This window comes from Pseudomonas sp. RW10S2 (genome assembly GCF_014268985.1).
Lineage (GTDB): Bacteria > Pseudomonadota > Gammaproteobacteria > Pseudomonadales > Pseudomonadaceae > Aquipseudomonas > Aquipseudomonas wayambapalatensis.
The window spans coordinates 19,963-46,348 of the sequence record NZ_JABWRO010000003.1 but is presented as its reverse complement, the minus strand read 5'-3'; the positions used below and the strand labels follow the sequence as shown (position 1 = coordinate 46,348).

The window sequence follows — 26,386 nt, the reverse complement described above, 5'->3', positions numbered from 1 at the left end:
TTAGTCTCTCCTTCAGACCAGGTGCAGGGCAGTGAGCAGCATGTCGATCAGCTTGATCCCGGCGAACGGCACCAGGATGCCACCCACGCCGTAGATCAGCAGGTTGCGTCGCAGCAGGTGCGCGGCACTTGCCGCCTGCACGCGCACGCCGCGCAAGGCCAGGGGGATCAGCACGATGATGATCAGCGCGTTGAAGACGATCGCCGAAAGGATCGCGCTTTGCGGGCTGGTCAGGCGCATCAGGTTGAGCACACCCAGTTGCGGGTAGATCGAGGCGAACAGGGCCGGCAGGATGGCGAAGTACTTGGCCACGTCGTTGGCGATGGAGAACGTTGTCAGTGCACCACGGGTCACCAGCAGTTCCTTGCCGACCTGGACCACATCCAGCAGCTTGGTCGGATCGCTGTCCAGGTCGACCATGTTGGCCGCCTCGCGCGCCGCCTGGGTACCGTCGTTCATGGCCATGCCGACATCCGCCTGGGCCAGGGCCGGAGCATCGTTGGCACCGTCGCCGCACATGGCGACCAGGCGGCCGTCATTCTGCTCCTGGCGAATGCGCGCCAGCTTCTTCTCGGGGGTGGCCTCGGCAAGCACGTCATCGACACCGGCCTCGGCGGCGATGGCTGCGGCGGTCAGTGGGTTGTCACCGGTCACCATCACGGTGCGGATACCCAGCTTGCGCAACTCGGCGAAACGCTCACGGATGCCGGGCTTGACCACGTCCTTGAGGTGGATCACCCCCAGCAGGTGGCGGTCGACGCATACCAGCAAGGGTGTGCCACCACTCTGGGCGATGCGCTCGACTTCACGGGCCAACGAAGCCGGCATTTCCAGGCGTTGCAGGCCGACGAACGCCAGCACCGCGTCCACGGCACCCTTGCGGTAGTGGCGCTGCCCGAAGTCGATACCCGAAAGACGCGTCTCGGCGCTGAAAGCGATGGCGCTGTACTGCGCGGCAGCCGGTTCGTCGAAATCGTGCAACTGGCGCAGGTAGTCGACGATGGACTTGCCCTCGGCCGTATCGTCGGCCAGCGAGGCAAGCAAGGCTCCCTCCCCCAGCTCCTTGGCGGTAACACCGGGCGCTGCGTGCAGGGCGCTGCAGCGGCGGTTACCGAAGGTGATGGTGCCGGTCTTGTCGAGCATCAACGTGTGCACGTCGCCCGCAGCCTCCACCGCACGTCCGGAGCGGGCGATGACGTTAAGGCGCACCAGGCGATCCATACCCGCGATACCGATGGCCGACAGCAGGCCACCAATGGTCGTCGGAATCAGCGTCACCAGCAGCGCGGCGAGGAAGATCAGTGGCAGGCTGCCACCCACGAAATGGGCGAACGGCTGCAAGGTCACCACTACGATCAGGAAAATCAGGGTCAGGCCGATCAGCAGGATATCCAGGGCAATCTCATTGGGGGTCTTCTGGCGCTTGGCGCCTTCGACCAGGGCGATCATGCGGTCCAGGGTCGACTCACCAGGGTTGCTGGTGATGCGGATCAGCAGCCAGTCGGAAACCAGCCGGGTATTGCCGGTCACGGCCGAACGGTCGCCACCGGACTCGCGGATCACCGGCGCAGACTCGCCGGTGATCGCCGCCTCGTTGACGGCGGCGATGCCTTCGAGCACCTCGCCATCACCCGGGATCAGCTCACCGGCCACCACCCGCACCACATCGTCCTTGCGCAATGCGGTGGCAGCGACGGTTTCGAAGCTGCCATTGGCCAGACGGCGCTGGGCCATCAGGCCCTGGCTGCCGGCCTTGAGGCTGTCGGCACGGGCCTTGCCGCGGCCTTCCGCCAAGGCTTCGGCAAAGTTGGCGAAGAGCACGGTGAACCACAGCCACAGGGCGATCTGTACCGCAACGCCAGTGCTCACACCGCTACCAGGCACCAGGCACAGGACCGTGGTCAGCACCGCCGTCAGGGCGACCACCAGCATCACGGGCGAGCGCTTGAGCTGGCGCGGATCGAGCTTGACGAAGGCCTGTACCAGGGCCGGGCGCCAGAGCGCGGCGAAGCGGGTCTGGTCGGCGGCGCGGGTAGCTTTCACTTCAGAAATGGGCATGTTCATGTTCGGATCCTCAGAAACCCAGGCTCAACTGTTCGGCAATCGGCCCCAGGGCCAGGGTCGGCAGGAAGGTCAGCCCACCGACCAGCAGGATGGTCACCAACAGCAGGCCGGCGAACAGCGGGCCATGGGTGGGGAAGCTGTTCTGGCCCTGCGGCGCGCTTTTCTTGGCAGCCAGGCTGCCTGCAAGGGCCAGCACCGGCAGGATGTAGCCGAAGCGCCCGATCAGCATGGCCAGGCCGATCATCAGGTTGTGGAACACGGTGTTGGCACCGAAGCCGCCGAAGGCCGAACCGTTGTTGGCGGTGCCGGAGGTGTAGGCATACAGCAACTGGCTGAAACCATGCGGCCCCGGATTGCTCACCGCACCTGCCGGCCCCGGCAGGCTGGCGGCGATGGCGCCGAGCACCAGCACGCCAACCGGCATCACCAGCAGCGTCGCCACCAACAATTGCACTTCACGGGCCTGCAACTTCTTGCCCAGGTATTCGGGTGTGCGACCGATCATCAACCCGGCCAGGAACACCGCGATCAGCACGAACAGCAGCATGCCGTAGAGGCCCGAGCCGACGCCGCCGAAGATCACCTCGCCAACCATCATGTTGACCATCGCCACCATGCTGGTCAGCGGATTGAGGCTGTCGTGCATGGCGTTGACCGAACCGTTGGAGGCGGAGGTCGTCGTCACGGTCCACAGCACGCTAGCGGTGGTGCCAAAGCGGCTTTCCTTGCCTTCCATCGGCGCGCCCTGCTGCACCTGAGCGCTGTCCAGGGCCGGGTTGGGCTGGTATTCGGCCCACAGGCCGACCGCACCGCCGATCAGGAACAGGCCCAACATGCAGGCCAGGATCGCGCGGCTCTGGCGCAGGTCCTTGACGTAGTGGCCGAAAGTGAACACCAGCGCCACCGGAATCAGAATGATCGAAGCCACCTCGAACAGATTGCTCCAGGCCGTGGGGTTCTCAAACGGATGCGCCGAGTTGACGCCGAAGAAGCCGCCGCCGTTGGTGCCCAGTTGCTTGATCGCGATCTGGCTGGCAGCAGGGCCCAGCGGGATGCTCTGGTCGGCACCTTGCAGGGTGACGGCGTGGGCGTAGTCGGCGAAGGTCTGTGGCACACCCTGCCACACCAGCAGCAACGCCAGTACGATGCACAGTGGCAGCAGACCGTAGAGGGTGGCACGGGTCATGTCGACCCAGAAGTTGCCAAGGTTGTGGGTCGAGCGCCGGCCGATACCACGGCACAGGGCGACCAGCACGGCAAGGCCGGTGGCAGCGCTGACGAAGTTCTGCACGGTCAGGCCGATCATCTGGCTCAGGTAGCTGAGCGAAGCCTCACCGCTGTAGGCCTGCCAGTTGGTGTTGGTCATGAAGCTGACGGCGGTGTTGAATGCCAGCGACCATTCCTGGCCCGGCAGATGCTGCGGGTTGAGCGGCAACGAACCCTGCAGCAGGAGCACGGCGAACAGCACCAGGAAGCCCATCAGGTTGAAGGCCAGCAGCGCCAGGGTGTATTGCTTCCAGTTCTGCTCCTGTTCGGCGCGTACCCCGGACAACCGGTAACAACCCTGCTCTACCGGGCCGAGGATCGGCGACAGCCAGGTACGCTGGCCCTCCATGACCTTGTAGTAGAACCGCCCAAGCCAGGGTGCTGGCAGCAGCACCAGGGCCAGGAACGCCAGCAGCAATGCGAAGTCGTAGCTGTGCATGGCCGCTCCCTAGCTGCGATCGGCGCGCAGCAGCGCCACCAGCAGGTAAATGGACAACGCCACTGCCAGCAGCAGTGACACTCCGTCGAGCATGTTCATCTGTGAATCTCCCCGTCTTGCGGCGTCGGCCGCTTTGGAGGAATTGTCGGAGGGAGGGGCGTAAAGAGACGAGATCGGGGGGCGGGTCAGGGCATAAAGAATGCGTAAAGATCAGGTTTCGGACTGCCTGTCGCGGCCTTTTCGCGGCGCCCCGGACTTGCCCGCGAAGAGACCGCAACAGCTTACGGTTTGACCTGCCCCGAATGCCGGCTCCAGTCCAGCAACAGGCTGTAACCGACGGCCAGCAAGGTCGGTCCGATGAACAAGCCGATGAAGCCAAACGCGATCAACCCGCCAAACACGCCGAGCAGCACGATCACCAGCGGCAGGTTCCCACCGCGGCTGATCAGGTACGGTTTGAGCACGTTGTCCACGCCACTGATGATGAAGGTGCCCCATATCCCGAGGAACACCGCCATCCCGTACTCGCCCTTCCACACCAGCCAGCCGGTGGCCGGAATCCAGGCCAGTGGCGGGCCCATCGGGATCAGGCTGAGCATGAAGGTCACAAGGCCCAGCACGATCGCCCCGGGCACGCCGGCGATGAGGAAGCCGATCAGAGCCAGCAGCCCTTGCGCCGCGGCGGTACCGATTACGCCGTTGACCACCCGCTGCACGGTGCCGGCCACCAGGTCGATGTAGTACTCGGCACGCTCGCCGACCAGGCGCTGCAGCAAGCGCTGCACGAACGCGGCCAGGCGTGGACCGTCGCGGTAGAAGAAGAACACGAAGACGATACTGAGCGTGAGTTCCAGCACGCCGCTGCCGATCTGCGCGCTACGCGCCAGGAACCAATTGCCAACCTGGCCGAAGTACGGTTTGGCCGACGCGATCAAGGCCGCGCCCTGCTGGTCGAGGGACTCCCACCAGTTGACCAGGCGCTCGCCGATGAAGGGAATGCCACGCACCCAGTCCGGCGCATCCGGCAAACCCTCCACCTGTACGTCACGCACGAAGTTGGTGGCGTCGCGCACATGGTCGGCCAGATTGAAGCCCAGCCACACCAGCGGCAGCGCGACCACCAGGATCCACACCGTCGTGAGGATGCTGGCCGCGAGGGTTTCGCGCCCGCCCAGCCAACGCGTCAGCAAGCGCATCAGCGGCCAGCTGGCAAAGGCCAGGATCGCCCCCCAGAGTAACGCCGAGATGAACGGCGCCATGACCCACAGGGCGGCGCCCAACAGCGCCAGCAACAGAATCTGGATCAGCAGACGGTCATTGTTGGCCATGATGGCCCTCGTTCAACGAATCAGTTCCAGATGCAGACCATCGGTAGGCGCCGTACCCACTTCGAGACGGGCACTGCGTACACCGGCCTTGACCAGTTGCTCGCGCCAGGCTTCCGCCGCCTGGCCGCTGAGGCTGGCGCGCAGGGTGCTGTCCAGGTTCAGGCTGCGGGCCAACAGCGAAACCCAGGCAGGCTGTGGCGCGCTCAGGTCAGGGTAGTCGAGCTTGCCGGTATCGCGCATCTCGCGCAGCACCGTGGCGGCCGTCGGCAGTACTTCGCCCAGCGGGCTGTCAGCGACGAACTCTTCGACATGCAGGTAGGCGCGGCGGTTGCCGCGGGTGACGCTGTACAGGGCGACCAGCGTGTCGGCCTCTTCGGCCGAGCGGCGCAAAAGAATGAAGGCCTGCTGCTCGTCGCCGCCATTGAGGCGGGCGTTGTTGAACACATCGTTGGCCCAGATGCTGGCCTCGCCGCAGTCACGGCCCTGGCACCAGAACAGTGGATAACCACCGTCGCGCTGCAGCTCTTCACGGGCGCTGGTAAAGGCCTCGCGGGCAGTGCGCTCCACCGGCAGTTCATAGGTGACCGAACTGACCTGGCCACGGCTCTCGACCTTGCCCTCGACCCGCAGGCGGCCGCTGATCTTGCGCACCGGTCCCATCGGGTAGACCCGTTCCTGCTCAACGGCAGGGCGCTGGTCGACCACCTTGGCGTCAGCCGGCACCGGCAGGCTGCCGGCCCACAACAGCGGGCTGGCAAGTGTGAAGCAGGCGGCGATGGCGCTGCGGAGGAAAAACGGCGCGCTCATCGGCCATCCTTGCGGCGCCGGGCGCCGTGGCGAAGATCGTGAATGTCTGGCATGTATGGTTGTCTCCCTGTTCAACCCGCCAAGCCTCGACACTTGTCCGGTGCAAGTCAAGCAAAGCCAAAGAAGCGATTGAAACAGTCTGCGACAAGGGCCGCGCCCTGCTCGTCATTCAAGTGCAGGTGGTGGCCACCGGGCAAGGTCACCTGCTCGAAGGGTAGCTGCTCCAGCAGGCTTGTGTGGCGCGCCAACATGCCGTCCCCCGCGACGACCAGGCAGGCCGGGCAGCTCGCCCGCCGTACGAACGCCATGGCCTGGGCTTCGTTCAGGCGCACCGGCGACGGCAAGGTCAGACGGCTGTCGCTGCGCCAGCTGTAACCACCCGGCACTGGCATGAGCCCACGCTGGGCCAGCAGTTCGGCAGCTTCGCGACTGACCGCAACCATGCCTTTCATTCGCGCCTGCACGCCCGCCTCCAGGGTCGGGTACACCGACTTGCGCTTGCCCTCCAGGCGCAACTGAGCCTGCAGCGCCATGCCCAGGCGCTCGGCGGCATCCTGCTCGGCGACCGTGGGCGGGATGACGCCATCGATCAACGCCAGATGGCTGATCCGTTCGGGCAGTGCGCCAGCCAACTGCACCGAGATGATCGCCCCCAGCGAATGCCCGAGCAGGCCAAAGCGCTCCCAGCCCAGTTGCTCGGCAACCCGCAGCACATCATGGGCATAATCGGCCAGGTTGTAGCTCGCCCCGGCCGGACGATGCTGTGAGTAGCCATGCCCGGCCAGGTCGAGCGCGACAATGCGCAGGCCTTTCAGGCGCGGGGCCAGGTGGGCGAAGCTGTTGGCATTGTCGAGCCAGCCGTGCAGAGCGATCACCGGCAGGCCGTCGGCAGGACCGAACAGGTGTGCGGCCAGTTCGATATGGCCCAGACTCAGACGAATCTCCTCGACCTGCGCGCTCATGCCTGGCTCCAGCGATCAAACAGGCCCTTGATCAGACTGGCAGTATCGGTGGGCCGCTCCAGCGGAAACATATGCCCGCCCGGGACGCTGTGATATTCCCCCCGTGGCATCGCCCGCACCGCCAGGGCGTGGTACTTGCGGATCACCCGGCTGCGATCGCCACGCACCATGGCCAGCGGTACTTGCAACTGGCGCGCAGGGGCCGGACTGACATGGGGAATGCTGCGGTAGATGCGCATTTCGGTGCTGGGATCGAAGCGCAAACGCACACCCTCATCCACTGTTTGCAAACCGTGCTCGAGATAGGCTTCGAGGCAATCGGGATCGAACTGGCGGAACAGCGCCTTGCTGGCGAAGTAACTGCGCGCGCTGTCGCGATCAGGAAACGCCTCGCGCCGTCCTTCGGTTCGCCCGGCCGGCGTGATGCGGTCGATGAAACCGAAGCGTTTGGCAGTGCGGATCAGCCATTGGTCGGCACGGGTGAGCACGGGCGAGTCGAGCATCACCACACCGCGGTAGAGCTCGGGTCGGCGCAGGGCGGCATGCAGGTGCAGCACACCACCGAGGGAATGACCGACACCCCAGACCGGGGCTGGCTGCTGCGCCAGATGATGCAGCAGCTCGTCGACCAGGTTCTGCCAGTTGTCATCCACCGGAAAGCGCGGGTCGTGGGCGTGCTGCTCCAGGTGGCAGACCTGGTAGTCCGGGGCCAGGGCCGCGAACAGCTTGCCGTAGGTGGCCGAAGGAAAACCGTTGGCATGGGCGAAGAAGATCTGCTGCGACATGACCGCCTGGTCCGACTGGAGAGTGATAGCCCATTGTCAGCAACCTGCCGGTTGGCGGCAACGTTCGGAAAGGTCATCGGCGAGGGCAATCAGGTCAAGGCGACGCAACACCCCGCTGAGCCAGCGCGATACCTGGTATTTCTGTCAGTTTCACTCGTTTCCTGCCTCGTTCACACTGCGCCATGAACCCCTGGAAACCTGAGGAGTCGACGATGTCAACCGCTGAGGACGAGCAGCAACTGCATGCACAAGGCCTGGTCTCGAAGCCTTTGACTTTCAAGGTCACACGCAGGGCTGAGACAGATTACCCCGCACCTTCCGTACTGCAGGCAACGGACGACAGGCTCGACCCCATCGACGCGCTCAACGGCGCTACCGTAAGAGCACAGTATCCGGCCATGCTGCCCAGCGACACTCTGGCGGCAGACTGGTCCGGGAGCACTGCTACGGACAGTTGGCAGAGCGACCAACAACCCGGAAGCCTCTTTGGTTATGTCGATTTCCAGGCGCCTGTCAGCGTGGTGGCTGCCAGCCAGGGCAAGACGGTCACCCTCCGCTACGCAGTAGCACGCAGTGGCCAGGCTGCAAGATTATCCTTGCCAATGCTGCTGGCGGTGGGAACCCTGGCGCAAAGCGATTTGCCTGCCCCTGTGATTCCCCAGGCCAACGCGACCACCAGGGTACTCGATCTCAACAACTTCACCGGCAATGCACAGGTCAAGGTTGAACCATGGCCATTGATAGCGGTGGGTCAACGGGTGTGGATCCGTGTGGACGGGACCCTCGAAAATGGCTCGGCCCATACGGTCTACCTGGCCCGAGGCGAAGAGGTCGTCCCTGAACAGGTAACAGCAGGGCTGGACCTGGTCTTGCCGCGCACCGAGCTGGAGAAGCTCAGCAGCGGCTCCAGCCTCACGGCGACAGTTTCGGTAGCATTCGACGCCACCAGTAACGAGGGGCAGGCCCGAGTATTCCCAAACGCGCTCTACACGCTCGAGAAGATCATTGTGGTCAGGCCCACTATCGTTTCCGTAAAAGACGACAAGGGAACAGAGGTGCCAAACGGCAGTTCGACAACCTCGCCAAGCCTGGTGTTGAGCGGTCAGGCATCAGCCAACCAGCAGGTCGAGGTACTTGATGGCGCCAGCGTGATAAGTACCGAGCCTGTCGCAGCGAACGGCAGCTGGACGAGCACTCGGACAAACTTGAGCGTGAAAACCTACGATTTCAAAGTCCGAGGGCGCTACGCAGACAATCCTGAATCCGATGTATGGACTGTACACAGGGTCCAGGAGCTGGTCCTTGCAAAACCGGTGATTCCCCTGGCACCAGGCGATGTACTACCACCTGGAGATGTCCCGTCCACCGGCCTGCCCGTCCTGGTCGAGGTCTACGGCGGTATGGCCATCGGTGATGTGGTGTCGGTGACTTTTGCGGGAATCGCTGGCTCCCCACAGACTGTCGGCAGCGTAAGTCGGCTCACGTTTTCTGTTCCCAAGACTCAGGTAGACGCCAATGCTGGCAGAACGGTAACCGTGCAGTACCTGGTCACCCGAGGCTCGGGAGGGGCTGCGGTCCCCTCGCCTGTCGTGAACCTGCGGATCAACGCACTGACGCCGCCCCTGACCATCGATACCTCACCGGCAACACTCAATGGCGTGATCCACCGCAACAGCAACCCGGTGACCCACCCCCCCGCCAACGCTTTCGTGCAGCGCACCGCCAGCGGCGGCCAACCGCCCTACACCTACTCGACGAGCAACGGCAACGTGATCGAGGTCAACCCTTCCACTGGGCGAGCGGTGTCTTATGGCAGCGGGACGGCCAATGTGATCGTGACCGATACCGCTGGTGCCAGTGCCAGCTATCCGGTGACCGTATCCAATGTCAGACGGATTGAAGGCATGGGCTCAGTCAATGTGTGGTATTGGTGCCGAGATCTGGCCACAGAGAGAGGCGGAGCATTACCTACGCTTGGAGAATGGGATGCAATGCGCGCTAGCTACAACAACAACCCAGGCATCGGTGATCGGGCGTGGAGTGCGGACTCGGCGGGAACAGGCAGACGCTATGCGATAGACGTTGCCAACGGCAACAGGGTTTCCTTGCGTGCAACGAATTTCGGTGGAGATACGGCTGTGGGCTGGGGAATATTCAATCGCTGAGGCTCACCAGGTCCATGCTGCATACGAAGATGGCCGAACGCATCATCGCGATCGGCCTCCCACCACGCAAGCGCAGGAGCTGCAGATGAACTCAGGGGTTGAATCTCGGGCTCAGCAATGTCATCACACCGAAAGGTGACAACTCCCCCTCGAGTTCTGCCAGGTCCGCAGTGCTCATCCGTGCCGGCTGCTGCAAATGCCCATGCTCCAGCATCCCCACCAGCGCGCCCACCAATGGCTGATGGCTGACCAGCAATACATGTTCCAGCGCCAGCCGCTCGATTTCGCCGATCACCTGCCGAACATTGCTCTCCGGGGTCAACCACGGCACGGTGCGCACCGGTTCGGCAAAGCCAAGGGTGTCGTGCACCAGGGCGGCGGTCTGCTGGGCGCGCACATAGGGGCTGGCGATGATCGCCTGCAGCGGCTGGCCCAGCAGATGTGCAGCACTGTGCAGCACTTGCTCGCGACCATGGGCCGTGAGACGACGCTCGGCATCGGTATTGGCCCGCGGCTCCGCTTCGCCGTGGCGCAGAATCCACAGCTTCACAGTTTCGGCTCCTCGTCACGCACCGGGTGCGGCGCCGCAGCCACTGTGTGGGGCGCTTCGCCCTCAGGCGCGCGGGGCGTCGGCCAGTCGGCAAACGGCCAGGGCTTCTGGTCGGTGTGGAAGGTGCCGAAGCGGCCGATCTGCGCCAGGTACTGGCTGAGGCTGTCGCCGAAGCTCATCAGGCTGGCACTCGGCGCGCCATACACCAGGCGGTAGATCAGCTGCACCAGCACCAGCCCGCCAAGCAGCAGCTCGGCCAGTTGCCAGACCACCAGGAACACCAGCATCCACAGCACCCGCAGGATGATCGACTCGCGCTGGGCGCGCTCGGGCGTATCGTTCATGTGTCGCTCCTTGCTCTGATTAGAGGCCGCTTACGGCTCAGTTGAAACCGCTGGTGGAAATGAAATCGACGTCGGTCTTGGGCTCGGCCCTCATCAGGTGCTCGATCACCTGGGCCAGGGTTCGCCCTTCGAACAGGATCGCGTGCAGCCCGGCCACCAACGGCATGTAGACCTGCACTTCCTGGGCCTTGGCCTTGAGTACTTTCAAGGTGTTCACCCCTTCGGCCACTTCGCCCAGGCGGCTGACCGCCTCTTCCAGGCTCAACCCCTGCCCCAGGGCGTGCCCGACCTGGTAGTTGCGGCTCTTGGGCGAGGAGCAGGTGACGATCAGGTCGCCCACCCCTGCCAGACCCAGGAAGGTCATGGGGTTGGCGCCCTGGCTCACGGCGAAACGGGTCATCTCGGCCAGCGCCCGGGTGATCAGCATGCTCTTGGTGTTCTCGCCCATCTCCAGCGCCACGGCCATGCCGGCGATGATCGCGTAGACGTTCTTCAGCGCGCCCCCAAGCTCCACACCGAATCGGTCGGCGCTGGCATAGACGCGGAAGGTACGCCCGTGCAAGACATCCTGCACGCGCTGGCACAGCGCCTCGTCCTCACTGGCAACCACAGTAGCGGTCAACGCATGCTCGGCGATCTCACGGGCCAGGTTCGGCCCGGACAGTACGCCGATACGCGCCTGGGGGGCGATCTCTTCGAGAATCTGGCTCATCAGTTTGAATGTCTGCGCCTCGATACCCTTGGTCAGGCTGACCAGGCACTTGCCGCGCAGCAACTCGGCATGCGGCGCCAGTACGCTGCGCAAGGCGCTAGACGGTAGCGCAACGAAGACCAGGTCGCTCGATTGCAGGGTCGCCAGCAGGTCATTGACCGGTTCGACAGCGTCATGCAGGCGAATGCCTTTGAGATAGCGAGGATTCTCGCGGTTGGTGCGCATGGCCTCGGCCTGCTCGGGATCGCGCATCCATTGACGTACTGGATTGCCGTTTTCCGCCAGCAGGTTCGCCACGGCGGTGCCGAAGCTCCCGCCTCCCAGAACTGCAACAGGTTGCTGTTCAGTCATATTCAATCCGTTAAAGCCATTAAGTTGAGTGGCGACGGGGGCATTATACGGCTCGTCTGCGACAGAACCAGTGTCAGCACCGGCCTCTTCACGGGTAAACCCGCCGGCATGGCGCACGAACGTATGCCCCGCAAGAGGGGATTCATCCGAGAAGAGGGCGGCAAATCCAGCGCAGATCACTGGAAAAACCCCCACGGTCGGTTACCATGCCTGGTTTATCCCGCAAACAAGGCCGTCACGTGTTCCCAGGCACGCCTCCTGCCCCTCGCCTGCTCTTGCTGACCGTCCTGCTCGGTGGTTCGGCCATGGCCGATGACCTGTTCATCGACAACCAGAACCTGCCGCAGGTTCTGACCGCCACACGCCTGAAACAATCCCCGGCGGCAGTGCCCGGCAGCATGACCGTGCTCGACAGCGAACTGATCCGCGCCAGCGGTGCACGAGACATCCCCGAGCTGCTGCGCCTAGTGCCCGGCATGATGATCGGCTACGGCGCCGGTAACCAGCCGACCGTCAACTACCACGGCAGTAACGTCAACGACGCCCGGCGCATGCAGGTGCTGATCGACGGCCGTTCGGTGTATCGAGCAGGCCTCGCCACCGTGGACTGGAGCGATATCCCGCTGGCGATCGAGGATATCGAACGCATCGAAGTGTTCCGCGGCCCCAATACCGTCAGCTATGGTGCCAACGCCCTGATGGCCGTGGTCAACATCCTCACCCGCAGCCCCGCCGACAGCCACGGCACGCGACTGAAGATCACCCAGGGCCAGGATGGCATCAATGATTTCTACGCCAGCCAGGGCCTCGGCTGGGAAGGCGGCGATCTGCGCCTGTCGATGTCCGGCATGCAGGACGATGGCTTCGACAAGAACCAATACGGCCAGGACTACCGCGACAGCCGTCGGCTGACGCGCTTCAACCTGAGCGCCAGCCACACCCTGGCGCCCGACCAGACCCTCGAATGGCAACTGGCGGCCAAGGAAGGCAGCAACCAACGCCCCTACACCTATACCCCGGTGTTCCCCTTCGTCACCGGGCGCGGCGACAACGCCGACCTCAACGCCAAGGATTACGCAGGCTCAGTGCGCTGGAACATCGATTTCAGCCCCGAACACAGCCTGTACGTACAGGGCTCGGCGCAACAGTTCGACCGCCAGCAAGTATGGCGTGCCTGCGATGCGACGCTGGCCTTCAGCCCCGAGCTGACCCGGCTGTGGCAGCTCAACCCGGACTACGCCGAACAGGTCGCGCGCAACGCCAACAATCCGCCCAACAACAGCGACCCAGTGCTGCAGGGCTTGCGCAACCAGATCAAGAGTCAATGGGACAGCGGCGGTAACCGTGAGGTCTGCGGTGATGTCGACCAGAGCACCCGCGAAACCCGCTACGACCTTGAAATCCAGGATACCCTCAGCCTCACCGACACCCTGCGCCTGCTCAGCGGCTTCAACTACCGCTATGACCGCGCCGACTCGCAGACCTACTTCAACGGCAGCCTCGACGACCGCACCTGGCGCCTGTTCGGGCAGCTCGAATGGCGCGCCGACGAACACTGGATCCTCCAGGGTGGGGCCATGTTCGAGGACAGCGAGCTGTCCGGCAGCTCGTTCACCCCGCGCGTGGCGGTCAACTACCTGATCACCCCGCGCCACGGCCTGCGCGCGGTGTACTCCGAGGCCGTACGTTCGCCTGACATGTTCGAGAACAACGTCAACTGGAGCTACACGGTCAAGAACCTCACGCCCAACGTGCTGGGTTTGCACAATGGTGAATACTTCGTCAAGACCCGTGGCCCGGGCAACCTCGACCAGGAGCGCATGCGTTCACGCGAGTTGGGCTACAACGGCTACTTCGCCGACCTCGACCTGAGCCTGGACGTCAAGCTGTTCTACGACGAAATCACCGGGATGATCAGCGAGCCACTGAAAAACAACCAGTACATCGCCAGCAACGCCAACAAGGCCCGCTTCAGCGGCACCGAGACGCAACTGGACTGGCGCCTGGGCATGCGCGACCGCCTGCGCCTGACCTATGCTTACGTCGACGCCTGGGCCAGCAACCCCGACGACCGCCGCCTCAGCGCTCGCAACAGTGGCTCGGCCGGGTGGATGCGCGACTGGGGCCAGGGATGGTCGAGTGCCCTCTTCTATTATGGCGACGACGCCCTCAACCAGTATCGCTACGAGCGTGTCGACCTGCGCGTGGCCAAGCGCCTGCGGGTGTATGGCAGCTCGCTGGAGCTGGCGGCGCTGTGGCAGCAACGCCTGGATGACCAGCCCACCACCGTCGAGCAGAACCGCTACGACAGCCGCCACCGCCTGAGTTTCAGCGCGGAGCTGGAGTTCTGATGTTGCGCCTGTTGCGCCTGCTGCTGCTGTGCCTGTGGCCGATGGGCGCGCTTTCGGCCAGCGAAATTCTGCTGGTGGGTGCCGAAGACCAGCCCGGTGTGCGCAGTTTCGTTGCCGCACTGGAGGCCCGTCGCCCTCACGACCATGTGCGCTTCCAGACCGTGGCGCAACTGCCCCGCCCTGCGCTGCTCAAACCCGACACCCGACTGATCCTGCTGGACAACGCCGCACTCGACTGGCGCATGGGCGAAACCGCAGGTCCCGCGGCGCTGGCCATGCGGGTCAGTCGCGTTCAGGCCGAGCAGCGCCTGGGAAAGTCGCGCCCCTCCTACCTGAGCCTGCTGTGGAGCGACCCGCCGCTACCACGGCAACTGCGCCTGACCCGCTACCTGCTGCCGCAAGCGCGACGCATTGGCGTACTGTACGGCCCCGGCAGCCGCTTTCTGATCGACGAATTGCGCCAGGCTGCGCGTGGCCTGGGCCTGGAGATCGTCGCCCAGGACTGGGCCGACCTGCGTGACAGTCGCCCGCTGCAGCACCTGCTGGGCAGCAGCGACGTCCTGTTGGGAATCGACGACCCCGACCTGTACAACTCCAAGACCGCCAAGAACGTCCTGCTCAGCAGCTATGGCCGACAGATGGCGCTGATTGGCCCCAACGCCGGCTTCGTTCGCGCTGGCGCCCTTGCCAGCACCTACAGCGATCAGGACGACTGGCTGGCGGTGCTCGACGACTTGCTCGACCAGCCGCCGACACACTGGCCCCGCAGCCTCTACCCCAAACACTACGGGGTCAGCGGCAACCAGCAGGTAGCCCGCGCCCTGGGCCTGGAACCCATCGATCCGAACGCCGCCGCCCTGGCCCTGGCCGAAGGAGAATCCACCCCATGACCAAGCGCCTGAGTTGGGATATCCACACACGCACCCAGATCATCAGCCTGGGCCCCGCGCTGCTGCTGACCCTGCTGCTGATCAGCTTCTTCACCTTCGTGCGTATCCAGGACTTGCGGCAGGAGCTCAACCACACCGGTCAACTGATCGCCAACCAACTGGCGCCAGCCTCCGAATACGGGGTGATCTCAGGCAACAACGAGGTGCTCGAAAGCTTGATGCGGGCGACCCTGAGCATCCCGCACGTGCGTTTTCTCGAGGTGCAGGACAGCCGCAACCACATCCTGGTCTACGTCGAGCAGTCGGGTGAAAGCATCAACCGCGCCCAGCGCGTCGAAGTGTTCCAGGCGCCCATTCGCCTGCAACAGATCCGCCTGGACAACGACTTCCTGCAGGAAGGCAAGACGCCACCCAGCATTGGCGACGATTACCTGGGGCGAGTGATCGTCGGCATGTCCGACGACGCCTTCAGCGAACGCCAGCAGGAGATCGTGATCAAGGCCGGCATTCTCGCCCTGTTCGCCTTGCTGTTTACCTTCCTCCTCGCCCGGCGCCTGGCCAGAAGCCTGTCCAAGCCGATCAGTGACATGGGCCATGCGGTCGAAGCCATCCAGCTGGGTGAATTCAACGCGCCATTGCCGGTGGTCGACGACAGCGAACTGGGTCACCTGGCACGGCACATCAACAACCTTGCCAGCGCCCTCGACCAGGCCAGCCACGAGCAGAAACAGGCCATCGCCCAGTTGACTCAGGCTCGTGAAGAGGCCGAGCAGGCCAACCGCGCCAAGTCGGACTTCCTGGCGATGATGAGCCACGAGCTGCGGACCCCGATGAACGGCGTACTCGGCATGCTGCAGCTGCTGGAAACCACTACACTGACCGACGAGCAGGCCGAATACACGGCGGTGGCCAGCGAGTCCACCGGCCACCTGCTCAAGGTGATCAACGACATCCTCGACTTCTCGCGAATCGAACGCACCAGCCTGGAACTGGAGCACATCGATTTCAACCTTGGCGAGCTGATTGCCAGCAGCGTGCAGTCGTTCCAGCACAGCGCCCAACAGCGCAACCTGGCCCTGCGCCTGCACTTGCCGCCAGGCATGGACCGCCTGCAGGTGATCGGCGATCCGACACGCATTCGGCAGATCCTGTTGAACCTGGTGGGCAACGCGCTGAAGTTCACCGAGCGCGGCGAAGTGGAGATCGAGAGCCGCTGGCAAATGCTCGACCGCCAACTGCTCTGGCTGACCTGCGCGGTGCGCGATACCGGCATAGGAATCGACAGCGATCGCCTGGAAACGATGTTCGTCGCCTTCCAGCAAGCCGACAGTTCTATTTCAAGGCGTTACGGCGGCACCGGGTTGGGCTTGTCCATCGCCCGTACCCTGGCCGAGCGCATGGGCGGCAAGTTGCGCGGCGAAAGCCGCGAGGGCATGGGTTCGACCTTCACCCTGGAAGTTCCTCTGATGCTGTCGAGCAAGCCAGCAGCGCGCCTGCTCGGTCACGAGCGTGACGCACTGCCGGGTGGCGAAGGCCAGCGGATCCTGCTGGTGGAAGACAACCCGGTCAATCAGAGCGTCATCGAAGCCATGCTGCGCAGTCTGGGCTTCGAGGTCAGCGTGGCACTGGACGGCGCGCAGGCGGTGGAAATGGCGGGCCAGCAAAGTTTTGCGGCAATCCTCATGGATTGTCGCCTGCCGCAGATGGACGGCTACGAAGCCACACGCCGCATCCGCCAGCACGGCGCACAACTGCCGATCATCGCCTTGACCGCCAATGCCCTGCAGGGCGATCGTGAACGCTGCCTGGCGGCAGGAATGAACGATTACCTGAGCAAACCGTTCAAACGCACCGATCTGCAACGTATTCTGCAGCGCTGGTTGCCCGGGCGGACAGCCGCGACTGGCGATTAATGATAAAGTGCGGCAGTCTTAAAGACTGGACAGGGCCGTCGTTGGCCTTGAGAATAAAACTTTCAGTGCACACCTGTACTTCTTTTGCCAGGTGCGCTGTGACTTTCACCACAACGCAATAGTCTACCTGTAGGCTGCTGCCCTGGAATCTGTAGGATTTCGGGTCGGCCGGGAAGATTCATCCCCTGCCACAGGGGGTTATTGAGGAGCTCGCATGACCAAACAACACGCCTTTACTCGGGAAGACCTGCTGCGCTGCAGTCGCGGTGAGCTGTTCGGCCCCGGTAATGCGCAACTGCCCGCCCCGAACATGCTGATGGTAGACCGCATCACCCACATCAGTGAGGAAGGCGGCAAGTTCGGCAAAGGTGAATTGGTCGCCGAGCTGGATATCACTCCAGACCTGTGGTTCTTCGCCTGCCACTTCGAAGGCGATCCGGTGATGCCGGGCTGCCTGGGCCTTGACGCCATGTGGCAGCTGGTTGGCTTTTTCCTCGGCTGGCAGGGCCTGCCGGGCCGCGGTCGCGCACTGGGTTCGGGCGAAGTGAAGTTCTTCGGCCAGGTGCTGCCTACCGCCAAGAAAGTCACCTATAACATCCACATCAAGCGCGTCCTGAAGGGCAAGCTGAACATGGCCATCGCCGATGGCTCGGTCAGCGTCGACGGTCGCGAGATCTACACCGCCGAAGGCCTGCGGGTCGGCGTGTTCACCTCCACTGACAATTTCTAAGGGTTATTCGCATGCGCCGCGTCGTTATCACTGGTCTGGGCATCGTTTCGTGCCTGGGCAATGACAAAGCTACCGTCACCGAAAACCTGCGCAACAGCCGTCCGGGTATCCGTTACAACCCGGAATACAAGGAAATGGGGCTGCGTAGCCAGGTTTCCGGCTCCATCGACCTGAACCTGGAGGAGCTGATCGACCGCAAGGTCTATCGCTTCGTCGGTCACGCCGCCGCCTACGCCTACCTGGCGATGCAAGACGCGATAAAGGACGCAGGCCTGACCGAAGAGCAGGTGTCCAACCCGCGCACCGGCCTGGTTGCAGGTTCCGGCGGCGCTTCGACCCTGAACCAGATGGAAGCACTGGACACCCTGCGCGAGAAAGGCGTCAAGCGTGTCGGCCCATACCGTGTCACCCGCACCATGGGCAGCACCGTATCGGCGTGCCTGGCCACCCCGTTCAAGATCAAGGGCATCAACTACTCGATCTCGTCGGCCTGCGCCACCTCCGCACACTGCATCGGCACCGCGCTGGAGCAGATCCAGTGGGGCAAGCAGGACATCGTTTTCGCCGGCGGCGGTGAAGAAGAGCACTGGAGCCAGTCGTTCCTGTTCGATGCCATGGGCGCCCTGTCGACCAAGCGCAACGAAACCCCTGAGCTGGCCTCGCGCGCCTACGACGCCGACCGTGATGGCTTCGTCATCGCCGGCGGTGGCGGCATGGTGGTGGTCGAGGAGCTGGAGCACGCTCTGGCCCGTGGCGCCAAGATCTACGCCGAAATCGTCGGCTACGGCGCGACTTCCGATGGTTACGACATGGTCGCTCCAAGCGGCGAAGGCGCGATCCGCTGCATGCAGCAGGCGCTGTCCACCGTCGACACCCCGATCGACTACCTGAACACCCACGGCACCTCGACGCCGGTCGGCGACGTCGCTGAAATGAAAGGCGTGCGCGAAGTGTTCGGCGACAAGGCACCCAAGATCAGCTCGACCAAGAGCCTGTCTGGCCACTCGCTGGGCGCCGCTGGCGTGCACGAAGCGATCTACTGCCTGCTGATGATGGAAAACAACTTCATCGCCGGCTCCGCCAACATCGACGAACTGGACCCAGAGGTCGCTGACCTGCCGGTACTGCGTAAAACCGAAGAAAACGCCAAGATCGATACGGTCATGAGCAACAGCTTCGGCTTCGGCGGCACCAATGCCACCCTGGTGCTCAAGCGCTGGACTGGCAAGTAAGACGCTGCTGCGACAACGAAAACGCCCCGACTGGTTCGGGGCGTTTTCATTTGTGTTGCCCGCGAAAGAGCCGGTAGCTCAACGCTGCTTGGGCAGTACCGCAAGGAAATTATCCCGCGCCACCTTGCGCGCAACCGCCTCAGGCAACGCGTCCAGAAACGGCTCGAATCCGTGCATCTGCTCACCGACACTGCCGAACTTGCCGACCACATCCGAACCCAGCATGAACCGCTCCGGGAAGCGCTCGACCAACGCCAGCCACGCCTTGCGCGGGGCGCCTCGCTCATCCAGCAGGTAAGGCCGCAGCACACTCCACGAGAGGTCGATATACAGGTTCGGATAAGCCTCGAGCATGCGCTCCAGCGTTGGCAGGATGAAGTCCATCTGCGTCTGGTGACGATGAATCTCCATGCTGGTACCGGCATGGGCCCAGATGAAACGCGTATGCGGGTGATTGCGCAGCGGCTCTTCGATCTCCGCCAGGTACAGCGGGTTACGCTCGCGCTTGGAGGTGATGTTCGAATGCACCAGCACCGGCAAGTCTCGCTCGGCCGCCAGATGGTAAATGCGCGCCATTGCTTCGTTGTTGGCCCGCGGCGTGTCACCGCTGGTCAGCGCCGTGAGGTCATCATGCCGGGTGAACACCTCACCGATGCCCTGCCAGAACCCTGGGTGCAATTCGAGCATCCGCTCGATGTGGCTGACCGCGTTCTTGTCCACCGGGTTGAAACCCGACAGGAACGGATGAAAGCGTTTCTGCTGCTCGGCCGGCAACTTCTGCACCGCTGCCACTACATGGATATCGGTAGCACTGAACCAGTAGGCATCAGCGTCGTCACCCGCGTAATAGCGTGGGCGCTTGGGTTCATCCTCATGCCATTTCTTCGCCACCGGAATACCGGAAATCATCGCGTGCTCGACGCCGGCTTCATCCATGGCTTTCAGCAGTGCAGGCATGCCTTCGGTTTCCTGGAAGAAGTCGACGTAATGCAGATGGGCGTCACTGTAGCGATAGTCGCGCGCTTGCCCCGCCTGGCACAGGCACCCGGATAACACAATGCAGGCCAGCACTCTGGCAATCATGGAGCAGCTTCCTTGTTCCAGTCAGGAACAGGGTAGACCCGCGCGCCTGCAAGACGGTTCAGCACGCCGCCGCGACCCGCTATGCTAGGCGCACCCCCTGCCCGTCCGGAGCCCGACCATGAGCAGCCCCCTGATCATCCGCCCACGCGCCGAATCGGTGGAGGGCCAACCGATCCTGCGCCCGCTACCCTCGGCTCAGTGCCGCAGCGTCGGCCCCTTCGTATTCTTCGACCACATGCTGGATACTGACTTTGCCCCCGGCAGCGGCATGGACATCCGCCAGCACCCGCATATCGGCTTGTCGACCCTGACCTACCTGTTCGAAGGCGAGATCCTGCACAAGGACAGCCTGGGCTCCGATCAGCGCGTGCTACCCGGTGACGTCAGCTGGATGACTGCTGGGCGCGGCGTCGCACATGTGGAACGTACGCCGGCACAAGCCTTCGCCAAAGGCTCGCGACTGCACGGCCTGCAGGTCTGGCTGGCATCACCCAAGACCCACGAACAGGGCGATCCCAGCTACAGCCACCACCCCGCAAGCAGCTTGCCGGTAAGTGACAACCTCGGGGTACGCATCCGCCTGATCGCCGGCACCGGATTCTGTCTGGAGTCGCCAGTACCGGTGCTCTCTCCTACCCTCTACGCCCAGGTGCAGATGCAGGCGGCAACCTCGTTGATCGTGCCGAACGAGCACGCACAACGGGCACTGTACCTGCTCGATGGCGAGCTGGTGCTCGATGGTAAGGAGGTGGAAGCGTGCAGCCTGGTCGTGTTGCCGGAGGGCGAAGAAGTGGAGCTGTATGCCGAAGGCGAGTGCCAGCTGGTGCTGATAGGCGGCGCACCGCTGGACGGACCTCGGCGGATGAACTGGAACTTCGTTGCCAGCGATCCGCAGTTGATCGAACAGGCCCGGGCACGCTGGGCCGCAGGTGACTGGCCACAGGTGCCGGGGGAGACCTCCCGGATCGAGCTACCTCGCTAGGTTGAGCCGCTTTGCGGCCGTTCGCGGGCAAGCCCCCACAAGGATGGAGCAACCTTGACAAGCAGCGCCGCATCTGTGGGAGCGGGCTTGCCCGCGAAGGGCTGCATAGCAGCCCCAATACGCTATCAGTGTGTAAACACTTCTTCCAGCAGATTGTGCATCGCGCGGAAGGCCCGCTCCGAGGTACGACGGTCGTACTGCATCTTGCCCGGCACGTTGGCATTCGGGTCGGTAAACGAATGCACCGCGCCGCCATAGCTCAACAGTTGCCAATCGACCTTGGCCGCGTTCATTTCAGCCTCGAACGCCGGCAATTGCTCTCGGGGCACCAGCGGGTCGGAAGCACCGTGGAGCACCAGCACCGAGCCCTTGATGCGCTTGGCGTCTTCAGGGTTCGGCGTGTCCAGGGTGCCGTGGAACGACACCGCCGCCTTCAGGTCGGCGCCAGTACGCGCCAGCTCCAGGGCGCAGCAGCCACCGAAGCAGAAACCGAAAGTACCGACCTTGCCCGGCGCCAACAGCGCCTTGGACTGCCCGAGCAGTTGCGCCAGGGCCTCCTGCATGCGCTTGCGAAGCTCGGCCCGGTCATTCTTCAACGGCATCATCGCCGCACCCGCCTCATCGGCGTTCGACGGACGCACGCCCTGGCCGTACAGATCAGCGATCAGCACCACATAGCCCTTCTCGGCCACTTCCTTGGCGATTCGCTCGGCGCCTTCACCGATGCCCATCCAATTCGGCGCCATCACCAGCCCCGGCCGCCCCAGCGCCCCCGGCTCATAAACCAGACGGCTTTCATAGCCCTTGCCGGAAACGTGATAGACCAGCGACTCGACGATTACCTTGCTCATCAAACTCCTCCTGAACCTGGAACTGTTCGGTATCACGACCCTAGTGTGTACGGACCCCGGTGCAAAAGGCTAGCCGATGCTGACGATCTTCATGATTGCCAGAAAGGTCACATTAGAAAAAAGCGAGCCTGCAATTGATAAGTGTGAACGGGCACAAAAAAACCCGCCGAAGCGGGTTTTTTCATGAAGCTCGAACTCAGGCCGACAGCTCGACCAGCAGCTTGTTCAAGCGACGTACATAGGCCGCTGGATCCTTCAAGCTGTCACCGGCAGCCAAGGCCGCCTGGTCGAACAGGATGTGTGACAGCTCCGAGAAGCGGTCCTCGCTCTGCTCGTTGTCGAGCTTCTCGATCAGCGGGTGAGTCGGGTTGAACTCGAAGATCGGCTTGGAATCCGGCACCTTCTGCCCGCTGGCCTCGAGGATCTGGCGCATCTGCAAGCCCAGGTCCTGCTCGCCAATGGCCAGGATCGCCGGCGAGTCGGTCAGGCGGTGGGAAACGCGGACTTCAGCCACGCTGTCACCTAGCGCACTCTTCAGACGCTCGACCAGCCCTTCCTTGTCCTTGGCGACTTCTTCCTGGGCCTTCTTGTCCTCTTCGGAATCCAGCTTGCCCAGGTCCAGGTCGCCACGAGCGACGTCAACGAAGCCCTTGCCTTCGAACTCGCTCAGGTAGCTCATCAGCCACTCGTCGATGCGATCGGTCAGCAGCAGCACTTCGATGCCTTTCTTGCGGAAGACTTCCAGGTGCGGGCTGTTCTTCACCTGCGCATACGACTCACCGGTGAGGTAGTAGATCTTGTCCTGGCCTTCCTTGGCGCGGGCCAGGTAGTCCGCCAGGCTGACGCTCTGTTCGCCGCTGTCGTCGTGGGTGGAGGCAAAGCGCAGCAGACCTGCGATCTTCTCCTTGTTGGCGAAGTCTTCTGCCGGGCCTTCCTTCAGCACCTGGCCGAAGTTCTTCCAGAAGCCTTTGTACTGCTCGGGCTCGTTCTTGGCCAGCTTCTCCAGCATGTCCAATACACGCTTGGTCAGGGCCGACTTCATCGAGTCGATGATCGGGTCTTTCTGCAGGATTTCGCGCGACACGTTCAGCGAAAGGTCGTTGGAGTCGACCACACCCTTGATGAAGCGCAGGTACAGCGGCAGGAACGACTCGGCCTGGTCCATGATGAACACGCGCTGCACATACAGTTTCAGGCCGCGCGGCGCTTCGCGCTGGTACAGGTCGAAGGGGGCGCGGGCCGGTACGTACAGCAGCGAGTTGTACTCAAGCTTGCCTTCGACCTTGTTGTGGCTCCAGGCCAGCGGGTTCTCGAAGTCATGGCCGATGTGCTTGTAGAACTCCTGGTATTCCTCGTCCTTGATCTCGGTACGCGAACGGGTCCACAGGGCGCTGGCGCGGTTGACGGTTTCCCATTCCTCGGCCGGCTGTTCTTCGCCTTCGGCGGCAGCAGCCTGCTCCTTGGGCAACTGGATCGGCAGGGCAATGTGGTCGGAGTACTTCTTGACCACGTTGCGCAGACGCCAGCCGTCGGCGAACTCCTGCTCGTCCTTCTTCAAGTGCAGGACGATGCGAGTGCCGCGCTGCGGCTTGTCGATGGTGGCGACTTCGAAGTCGCCCTCGCCTTTGGACGACCAGTGCACGCCTTCGGCTGCGGGTGCGCCGGCACGACGGCTGAAGACATCGACCTTGTCGGCGACGATGAAGGCAGAGTAGAAGCCCACACCGAACTGACCGATCAGGTGCGAATCCTTCTTCTGGTCACCGGTGAGGTTCTTCATGAAGTCGGCAGTGCCGGACTTGGCAATGGTGCCCAGGTGCGCGATGACATCGGCGCGGCTCATGCCGATGCCGTTATCCTCCAGCGTCACGGTGCCAGCGTCCTTGTCGAAGCTGACGCGAATCTTCAGATCGGCATCGCCTTCGAGCAGCTCAGGCTTGGCCAGGGCTTCGAAACGCAGTTTGTCAGCAGCGTCGGAAGCGTTGGAGATCAGCTCGCGCAGGAAGATCTCCTTGTTCGAGTACAGCGAATGGATCATGAGGTGCAGCAGTTGCTTGACCTCGGTCTGGAAGCCCAGGGTTTCTTTTTGAGTCTCCACACTCATCGTCTTCAAACTCCGATCTGTTGGTCATTGCACCCGACGGCAATTGCGCGTGGCCGGGCAGATGCTCAACAGATGGGGGCATGTCCGACTATTTCAAGGGCTTATGCGGTTCGATCTTGAAATGCGCCCGAGCGGTGGCGATGGGCGAGTCGCGATCGCCTTGCCAGGCGGTGATCGCCACGTTGGTCACTCGACGGCCTTGGCGCCATAGCTGGCACTGGGCATAAGTGTCGCGGTAGTGCCCGGCGCGCAGGTAGTCGATGGAGAAGTCGATGATCTTGGGAATACTGAGGCTTTCGCTGAAGATCAACAAATAGAGCGCCGCCGAAAGCTCCATGAAACCTGCAATGACACCTCCATGGATGGCCGGCAGCAAGGGGTTGCCGATGTTGTCCTGATTGGCCGGCAGGCGGAACAGCAGGTCATCGCCCTGGCGCTCGCATTCGATGCCGATAAGCGCGGCGTAGGGAATCAGCGCCAGCAACGGCGCATAGTCGCCGCGGGCATGGGCCTGAATCAGCTGCTTGCGAACATCCTCGGGAATCATGCCCTGCCCTCCTTGAGGCCTCTGCCGAAACGGATACCACCTCGGGCCTCCTGCCCAAGACGCATGAAGGTGCCGACCACCTGACAGATCGGCTGAGCAGGGTCGTCCTGATAGGCCGTACCGCGGGTGAAGATCACATCACGGGTGACGCGATAACATTGGGCATGGCCATGGATGTCCTTGCCAGGCTGCGCAGGATGCATGTAGTCGATACGCAGGTCCAGGGTCGGGCAGACTTCGAACTGCGGCAGTACACAAAGGGTGGCCATGCCGCAGGTGGTGTCCATCAGCGTGGTCAGCACACCGCCATGGACGGCGCCAGTCTGTGGATTGCCAACGATCGCTTCCGACCAGGGCAGTATCAGGGTCATGCCCTCGGCATCAGCGTGATGGACACGCATCTGCAACACCTGGCAATGCCTGAGCGCTGAAAGAAAACGTCCAGCCATCGCCATCAAGGCCGTCTCACTCATGGTCCGCGTACTCCTTGCCGACTCGACATTTCACAAACCCAGGGAAAAGTCGATATAGAACGGGGTGTTATATATCTGCAACCTACGTTGAACTTATGGCTGGCGGATGGACTCGAAGGTTTCAAGTAAGTTATTCCACCAAGGAGAAACACCCCATGCGTAAACCTTTTGCTTTTGCTCTGATGCTGGCCGCTGCCATGGGCCTGGCTGCTTGCGACAAGGCGAGCGAAGACAAAGCCCAGGACGCACAGCAACATGCCGAGCAAGCCCAGGAGAAGATGGGCGAGGCTCAGGATAAAGTGAACGAGGCCGCCAAGGAAAACGCCGAAGCCGCCAAAGATCAGGCCGAAGCGCAGCAGAAAGCCGCCGAGGAAGCCCAGCCTTCCACCCCGGCGCCTTCCACTGCTCCGGCCGAACCTGCCAAGCAGTAATTATGCTGAACGGAAAAACCCGACTTGCGTCGGGTTTTTTTGTACCTGCAATTAACTGATGAAACGCTTCAGTCAGCGTTGATCAATTCATATTCACCGAAGTGTCCTTGCCCGCTTCACTCTGCACACTTTCGGTGGGAGTGAAGACCATCACTTCCAGTACATGGGAGTGGAACTCCCGTCGGTACAGAATGAATACGACGCCGATACTCAGCAGCATGAACATCCACGGGCTGACGAACCAACTCAGCATGGCCATGCCGAAATAGTAAGAACGCAATCCAAGGTTGAACTGGTTGGCCGCCAGCGACAGTACCCGCGCCGCCCGCGAGGCGAAGGCCTTGCGCTCAAGCTCGCTGACCTGCCGCTCACCAATCATCGGCGCCGACCCCACCAGCACCGCAGCAAAATTGTATTGGCGCATGCACCAGCTGAAGGTGAAGAAGGCATAGACGAACACCAGCGCCAGGCACAGCAGCTTGATCTCCGACATCCCCTGCGAGGCCTGCTGCACCAGCGGCAGGTCGGCTAACAGCGACAGCGCACGATCGGAGGCGCCGAGCACGGTGAGGATGCCTGCCAGGATGATCAGAGTGCTCGAGGCAAAAAAAGACGCGTTGCGCTCCAGGTTGCCGATCACGCTGGCGTCGGCGATGCGGTTGTCGCGCAGCAGCATGCGACGCATCCAATCTTCCCGGTAGAGATGCAGGACGCTGGCCAGGCACGCAGTGTCGCGCCCCTTCCAGGTGGCGTAGCGGGTGTAGCCGCCCCAGCACAGCGCAAACCAGGCGACGGCCAGCAGGTTGTGGAGATTGCTTTGGATGAAGGTCATGCAGGGTTTCCGTAAGGCGGGGCATAAAGAGGTTGGCCTGCGGATTCGACGCTGGCTATCGATGAAAGGCACACTGAGGTTGTGAAAACCATCTTGCCAGGGCGGGCCTGTTCGCGGGCAAGCCCGCTCCTACAGAAACAGTAGCCAGCAAAAAGCCCCGCATCCTTTCGGATACGGGGCTTCGGGTTCAAACA

General features: G+C 63.0%; 24 protein-coding genes. 8 read left to right on the top strand and 16 right to left on the bottom strand.

The window, feature by feature from the left end; all coding sequences use genetic code 11:
* Positions 1 to 12 precede the first annotated feature (12 nt).
* From kdpB to HU729_RS01515, 7 genes are all read right to left on the bottom strand, one after another.
* On the bottom strand, positions 13 to 2,064 hold the full coding sequence (gene kdpB, locus HU729_RS01545; RefSeq protein ID WP_186707997.1) for a potassium-transporting ATPase subunit KdpB: 2,052 nt from the start codon (positions 2,062 to 2,064) through the stop codon (positions 13 to 15).
* A gap of 10 nt (positions 2,065 to 2,074) precedes the next feature.
* Entirely contained in the window at positions 2,075 to 3,769 is a 1,695-nt protein-coding gene (gene kdpA / locus HU729_RS01540; protein ID WP_186707995.1) for a potassium-transporting ATPase subunit KdpA, read from the bottom strand.
* Between the two features lie 9 nt (positions 3,770 to 3,778).
* On the bottom strand, positions 3,779 to 3,868 hold the full coding sequence (kdpF, locus tag HU729_RS01535) for a K(+)-transporting ATPase subunit F (RefSeq protein WP_082421007.1): 90 nt from the start codon (positions 3,866 to 3,868) through the stop codon (positions 3,779 to 3,781).
* A 182-nt stretch (positions 3,869 to 4,050) separates the two neighbouring features.
* Complete coding sequence (locus tag HU729_RS01530; protein WP_186666204.1) at positions 4,051 to 5,097, bottom strand: AI-2E family transporter; 1,047 nt, start codon at positions 5,095 to 5,097, stop codon at positions 4,051 to 4,053.
* 12 nt (positions 5,098 to 5,109) lie between these two features.
* Positions 5,110 to 5,904 carry a DUF4892 domain-containing protein gene (locus HU729_RS01525; RefSeq protein WP_186666206.1) on the bottom strand — a complete coding sequence of 265 codons (795 nt, stop codon included), beginning with the start codon at positions 5,902 to 5,904 and terminating at the stop codon, positions 5,110 to 5,112.
* Positions 5,905 to 6,011: 107 nt separating this feature from the next.
* Positions 6,012 to 6,866 carry an alpha/beta hydrolase gene (locus HU729_RS01520; RefSeq protein ID WP_186666208.1) on the bottom strand — a complete coding sequence of 285 codons (855 nt, stop codon included), beginning with the start codon at positions 6,864 to 6,866 and terminating at the stop codon, positions 6,012 to 6,014.
* The gene (locus tag HU729_RS01515) at positions 6,863 to 7,651 is read right to left on the bottom strand and encodes an alpha/beta hydrolase (protein ID WP_186707993.1); all 789 of its coding nucleotides are present in this window, start codon (positions 7,649 to 7,651) and stop codon (positions 6,863 to 6,865) included. The genes HU729_RS01520 and HU729_RS01515 overlap by 4 nt, the downstream gene beginning before the upstream one ends.
* A gap of 212 nt (positions 7,652 to 7,863) precedes the next feature.
* On the opposite strand from HU729_RS01515, the gene HU729_RS01510 reads away from it, so the two are divergent.
* The gene (locus HU729_RS01510) at positions 7,864 to 9,816 is read left to right on the top strand and encodes a hypothetical protein (RefSeq protein ID WP_186666212.1); all 1,953 of its coding nucleotides are present in this window, start codon (positions 7,864 to 7,866) and stop codon (positions 9,814 to 9,816) included.
* Positions 9,817 to 9,907: 91 nt separating this feature from the next.
* Here HU729_RS01510 and sixA read toward each other — a convergent pair whose 3' ends face one another.
* The 3 genes from sixA to HU729_RS01495 are packed head-to-tail and all read right to left on the bottom strand — an operon-like array spanning position 9,908 to position 11,773.
* Positions 9,908 to 10,366, bottom strand: coding sequence for a phosphohistidine phosphatase SixA (sixA, locus tag HU729_RS01505; protein WP_186666214.1), 459 nt, complete (start codon positions 10,364 to 10,366; stop codon positions 9,908 to 9,910).
* Positions 10,363 to 10,710 carry a DUF4389 domain-containing protein gene (locus HU729_RS01500; protein ID WP_186666216.1) on the bottom strand — a complete coding sequence of 116 codons (348 nt, stop codon included), beginning with the start codon at positions 10,708 to 10,710 and terminating at the stop codon, positions 10,363 to 10,365. Before HU729_RS01500 ends, sixA begins: the two co-directional genes overlap by 4 nt.
* Positions 10,711 to 10,747: 37 nt before the next feature.
* Positions 10,748 to 11,773 carry an NAD(P)H-dependent glycerol-3-phosphate dehydrogenase gene (locus HU729_RS01495; RefSeq protein WP_186666218.1) on the bottom strand — a complete coding sequence of 342 codons (1,026 nt, stop codon included), beginning with the start codon at positions 11,771 to 11,773 and terminating at the stop codon, positions 10,748 to 10,750.
* A gap of 239 nt (positions 11,774 to 12,012) precedes the next feature.
* On the opposite strand from HU729_RS01495, the gene HU729_RS01490 reads away from it, so the two are divergent.
* From HU729_RS01490 to fabB, 5 genes are all read left to right on the top strand, one after another.
* Complete coding sequence (locus tag HU729_RS01490; RefSeq protein ID WP_186708048.1) at positions 12,013 to 14,124, top strand: TonB-dependent receptor; 2,112 nt, start codon at positions 12,013 to 12,015, stop codon at positions 14,122 to 14,124.
* Positions 14,124 to 15,014: an ABC transporter substrate-binding protein gene (locus tag HU729_RS01485; RefSeq protein ID WP_186707991.1), complete on the top strand. Its 891-nt coding sequence runs from the start codon at positions 14,124 to 14,126 to the stop codon at positions 15,012 to 15,014. Before HU729_RS01490 ends, HU729_RS01485 begins: the two co-directional genes overlap by 1 nt.
* The gene (locus HU729_RS01480; RefSeq protein ID WP_186707989.1) at positions 15,011 to 16,927 is read left to right on the top strand and encodes a response regulator; all 1,917 of its coding nucleotides are present in this window, start codon (positions 15,011 to 15,013) and stop codon (positions 16,925 to 16,927) included. The genes HU729_RS01485 and HU729_RS01480 overlap by 4 nt, the downstream gene beginning before the upstream one ends.
* A 214-nt stretch (positions 16,928 to 17,141) precedes the next feature.
* Positions 17,142 to 17,657, top strand: coding sequence for a 3-hydroxyacyl-[acyl-carrier-protein] dehydratase FabA (gene fabA / locus HU729_RS01475; RefSeq protein ID WP_054894238.1), 516 nt, complete (start codon positions 17,142 to 17,144; stop codon positions 17,655 to 17,657).
* Positions 17,658 to 17,668: 11 nt separating this feature from the next.
* Complete coding sequence (gene fabB / locus HU729_RS01470; protein ID WP_028690472.1) at positions 17,669 to 18,889, top strand: beta-ketoacyl-ACP synthase I; 1,221 nt, start codon at positions 17,669 to 17,671, stop codon at positions 18,887 to 18,889.
* A 78-nt stretch (positions 18,890 to 18,967) separates the two neighbouring features.
* On the opposite strand, the gene HU729_RS01465 is transcribed toward fabB, so the two are convergent.
* Complete coding sequence (locus tag HU729_RS01465; protein WP_186707987.1) at positions 18,968 to 19,972, bottom strand: amidohydrolase family protein; 1,005 nt, start codon at positions 19,970 to 19,972, stop codon at positions 18,968 to 18,970.
* Positions 19,973 to 20,090: 118 nt separating this feature from the next.
* Here HU729_RS01465 and HU729_RS01460 point away from each other — a divergent pair, with 118 nt between their 5' ends.
* Positions 20,091 to 20,954, top strand: a complete 864-nt coding sequence (locus tag HU729_RS01460) for a pirin family protein (RefSeq protein WP_186707985.1) — start codon at positions 20,091 to 20,093, stop codon at positions 20,952 to 20,954.
* Positions 20,955 to 21,079: 125 nt separating this feature from the next.
* Here the strand turns inward: HU729_RS01460 and HU729_RS01455 are convergent, their stop codons facing one another.
* The 4 genes from HU729_RS01455 to HU729_RS01440 all read right to left on the bottom strand — a co-directional run bounded on the left by HU729_RS01455 (position 21,080) and on the right by HU729_RS01440 (position 24,929).
* Positions 21,080 to 21,805: a dienelactone hydrolase family protein gene (locus tag HU729_RS01455; RefSeq protein ID WP_151925645.1), complete on the bottom strand. Its 726-nt coding sequence runs from the start codon at positions 21,803 to 21,805 to the stop codon at positions 21,080 to 21,082.
* Positions 21,806 to 22,001: 196 nt separating this feature from the next.
* Positions 22,002 to 23,909 (bottom strand): molecular chaperone HtpG, encoded by a 1,908-nt coding sequence (htpG, locus tag HU729_RS01450; RefSeq protein WP_054894245.1) that lies wholly within the window; start codon positions 23,907 to 23,909, stop codon positions 22,002 to 22,004.
* An 88-nt stretch (positions 23,910 to 23,997) separates the two neighbouring features.
* Positions 23,998 to 24,456, bottom strand: a complete 459-nt coding sequence (locus HU729_RS01445; RefSeq protein WP_186666227.1) for a PaaI family thioesterase — start codon at positions 24,454 to 24,456, stop codon at positions 23,998 to 24,000.
* Entirely contained in the window at positions 24,453 to 24,929 is a 477-nt protein-coding gene (locus HU729_RS01440; protein ID WP_186707983.1) for a PaaI family thioesterase, read from the bottom strand. The genes HU729_RS01445 and HU729_RS01440 overlap by 4 nt, the downstream gene beginning before the upstream one ends.
* Positions 24,930 to 25,084: 155 nt before the next feature.
* Between HU729_RS01440 and HU729_RS01435 the strand changes: the two genes are divergently transcribed.
* Positions 25,085 to 25,360 (top strand): hypothetical protein, encoded by a 276-nt coding sequence (locus HU729_RS01435; protein WP_054894248.1) that lies wholly within the window; start codon positions 25,085 to 25,087, stop codon positions 25,358 to 25,360.
* Between the two features lie 82 nt (positions 25,361 to 25,442).
* On the opposite strand, the gene HU729_RS01430 is transcribed toward HU729_RS01435, so the two are convergent.
* Positions 25,443 to 26,192, bottom strand: coding sequence for a DUF599 family protein (locus HU729_RS01430; protein ID WP_186707981.1), 750 nt, complete (start codon positions 26,190 to 26,192; stop codon positions 25,443 to 25,445).
* Between the last annotated feature and the right edge of the window lie 194 nt (positions 26,193 to 26,386).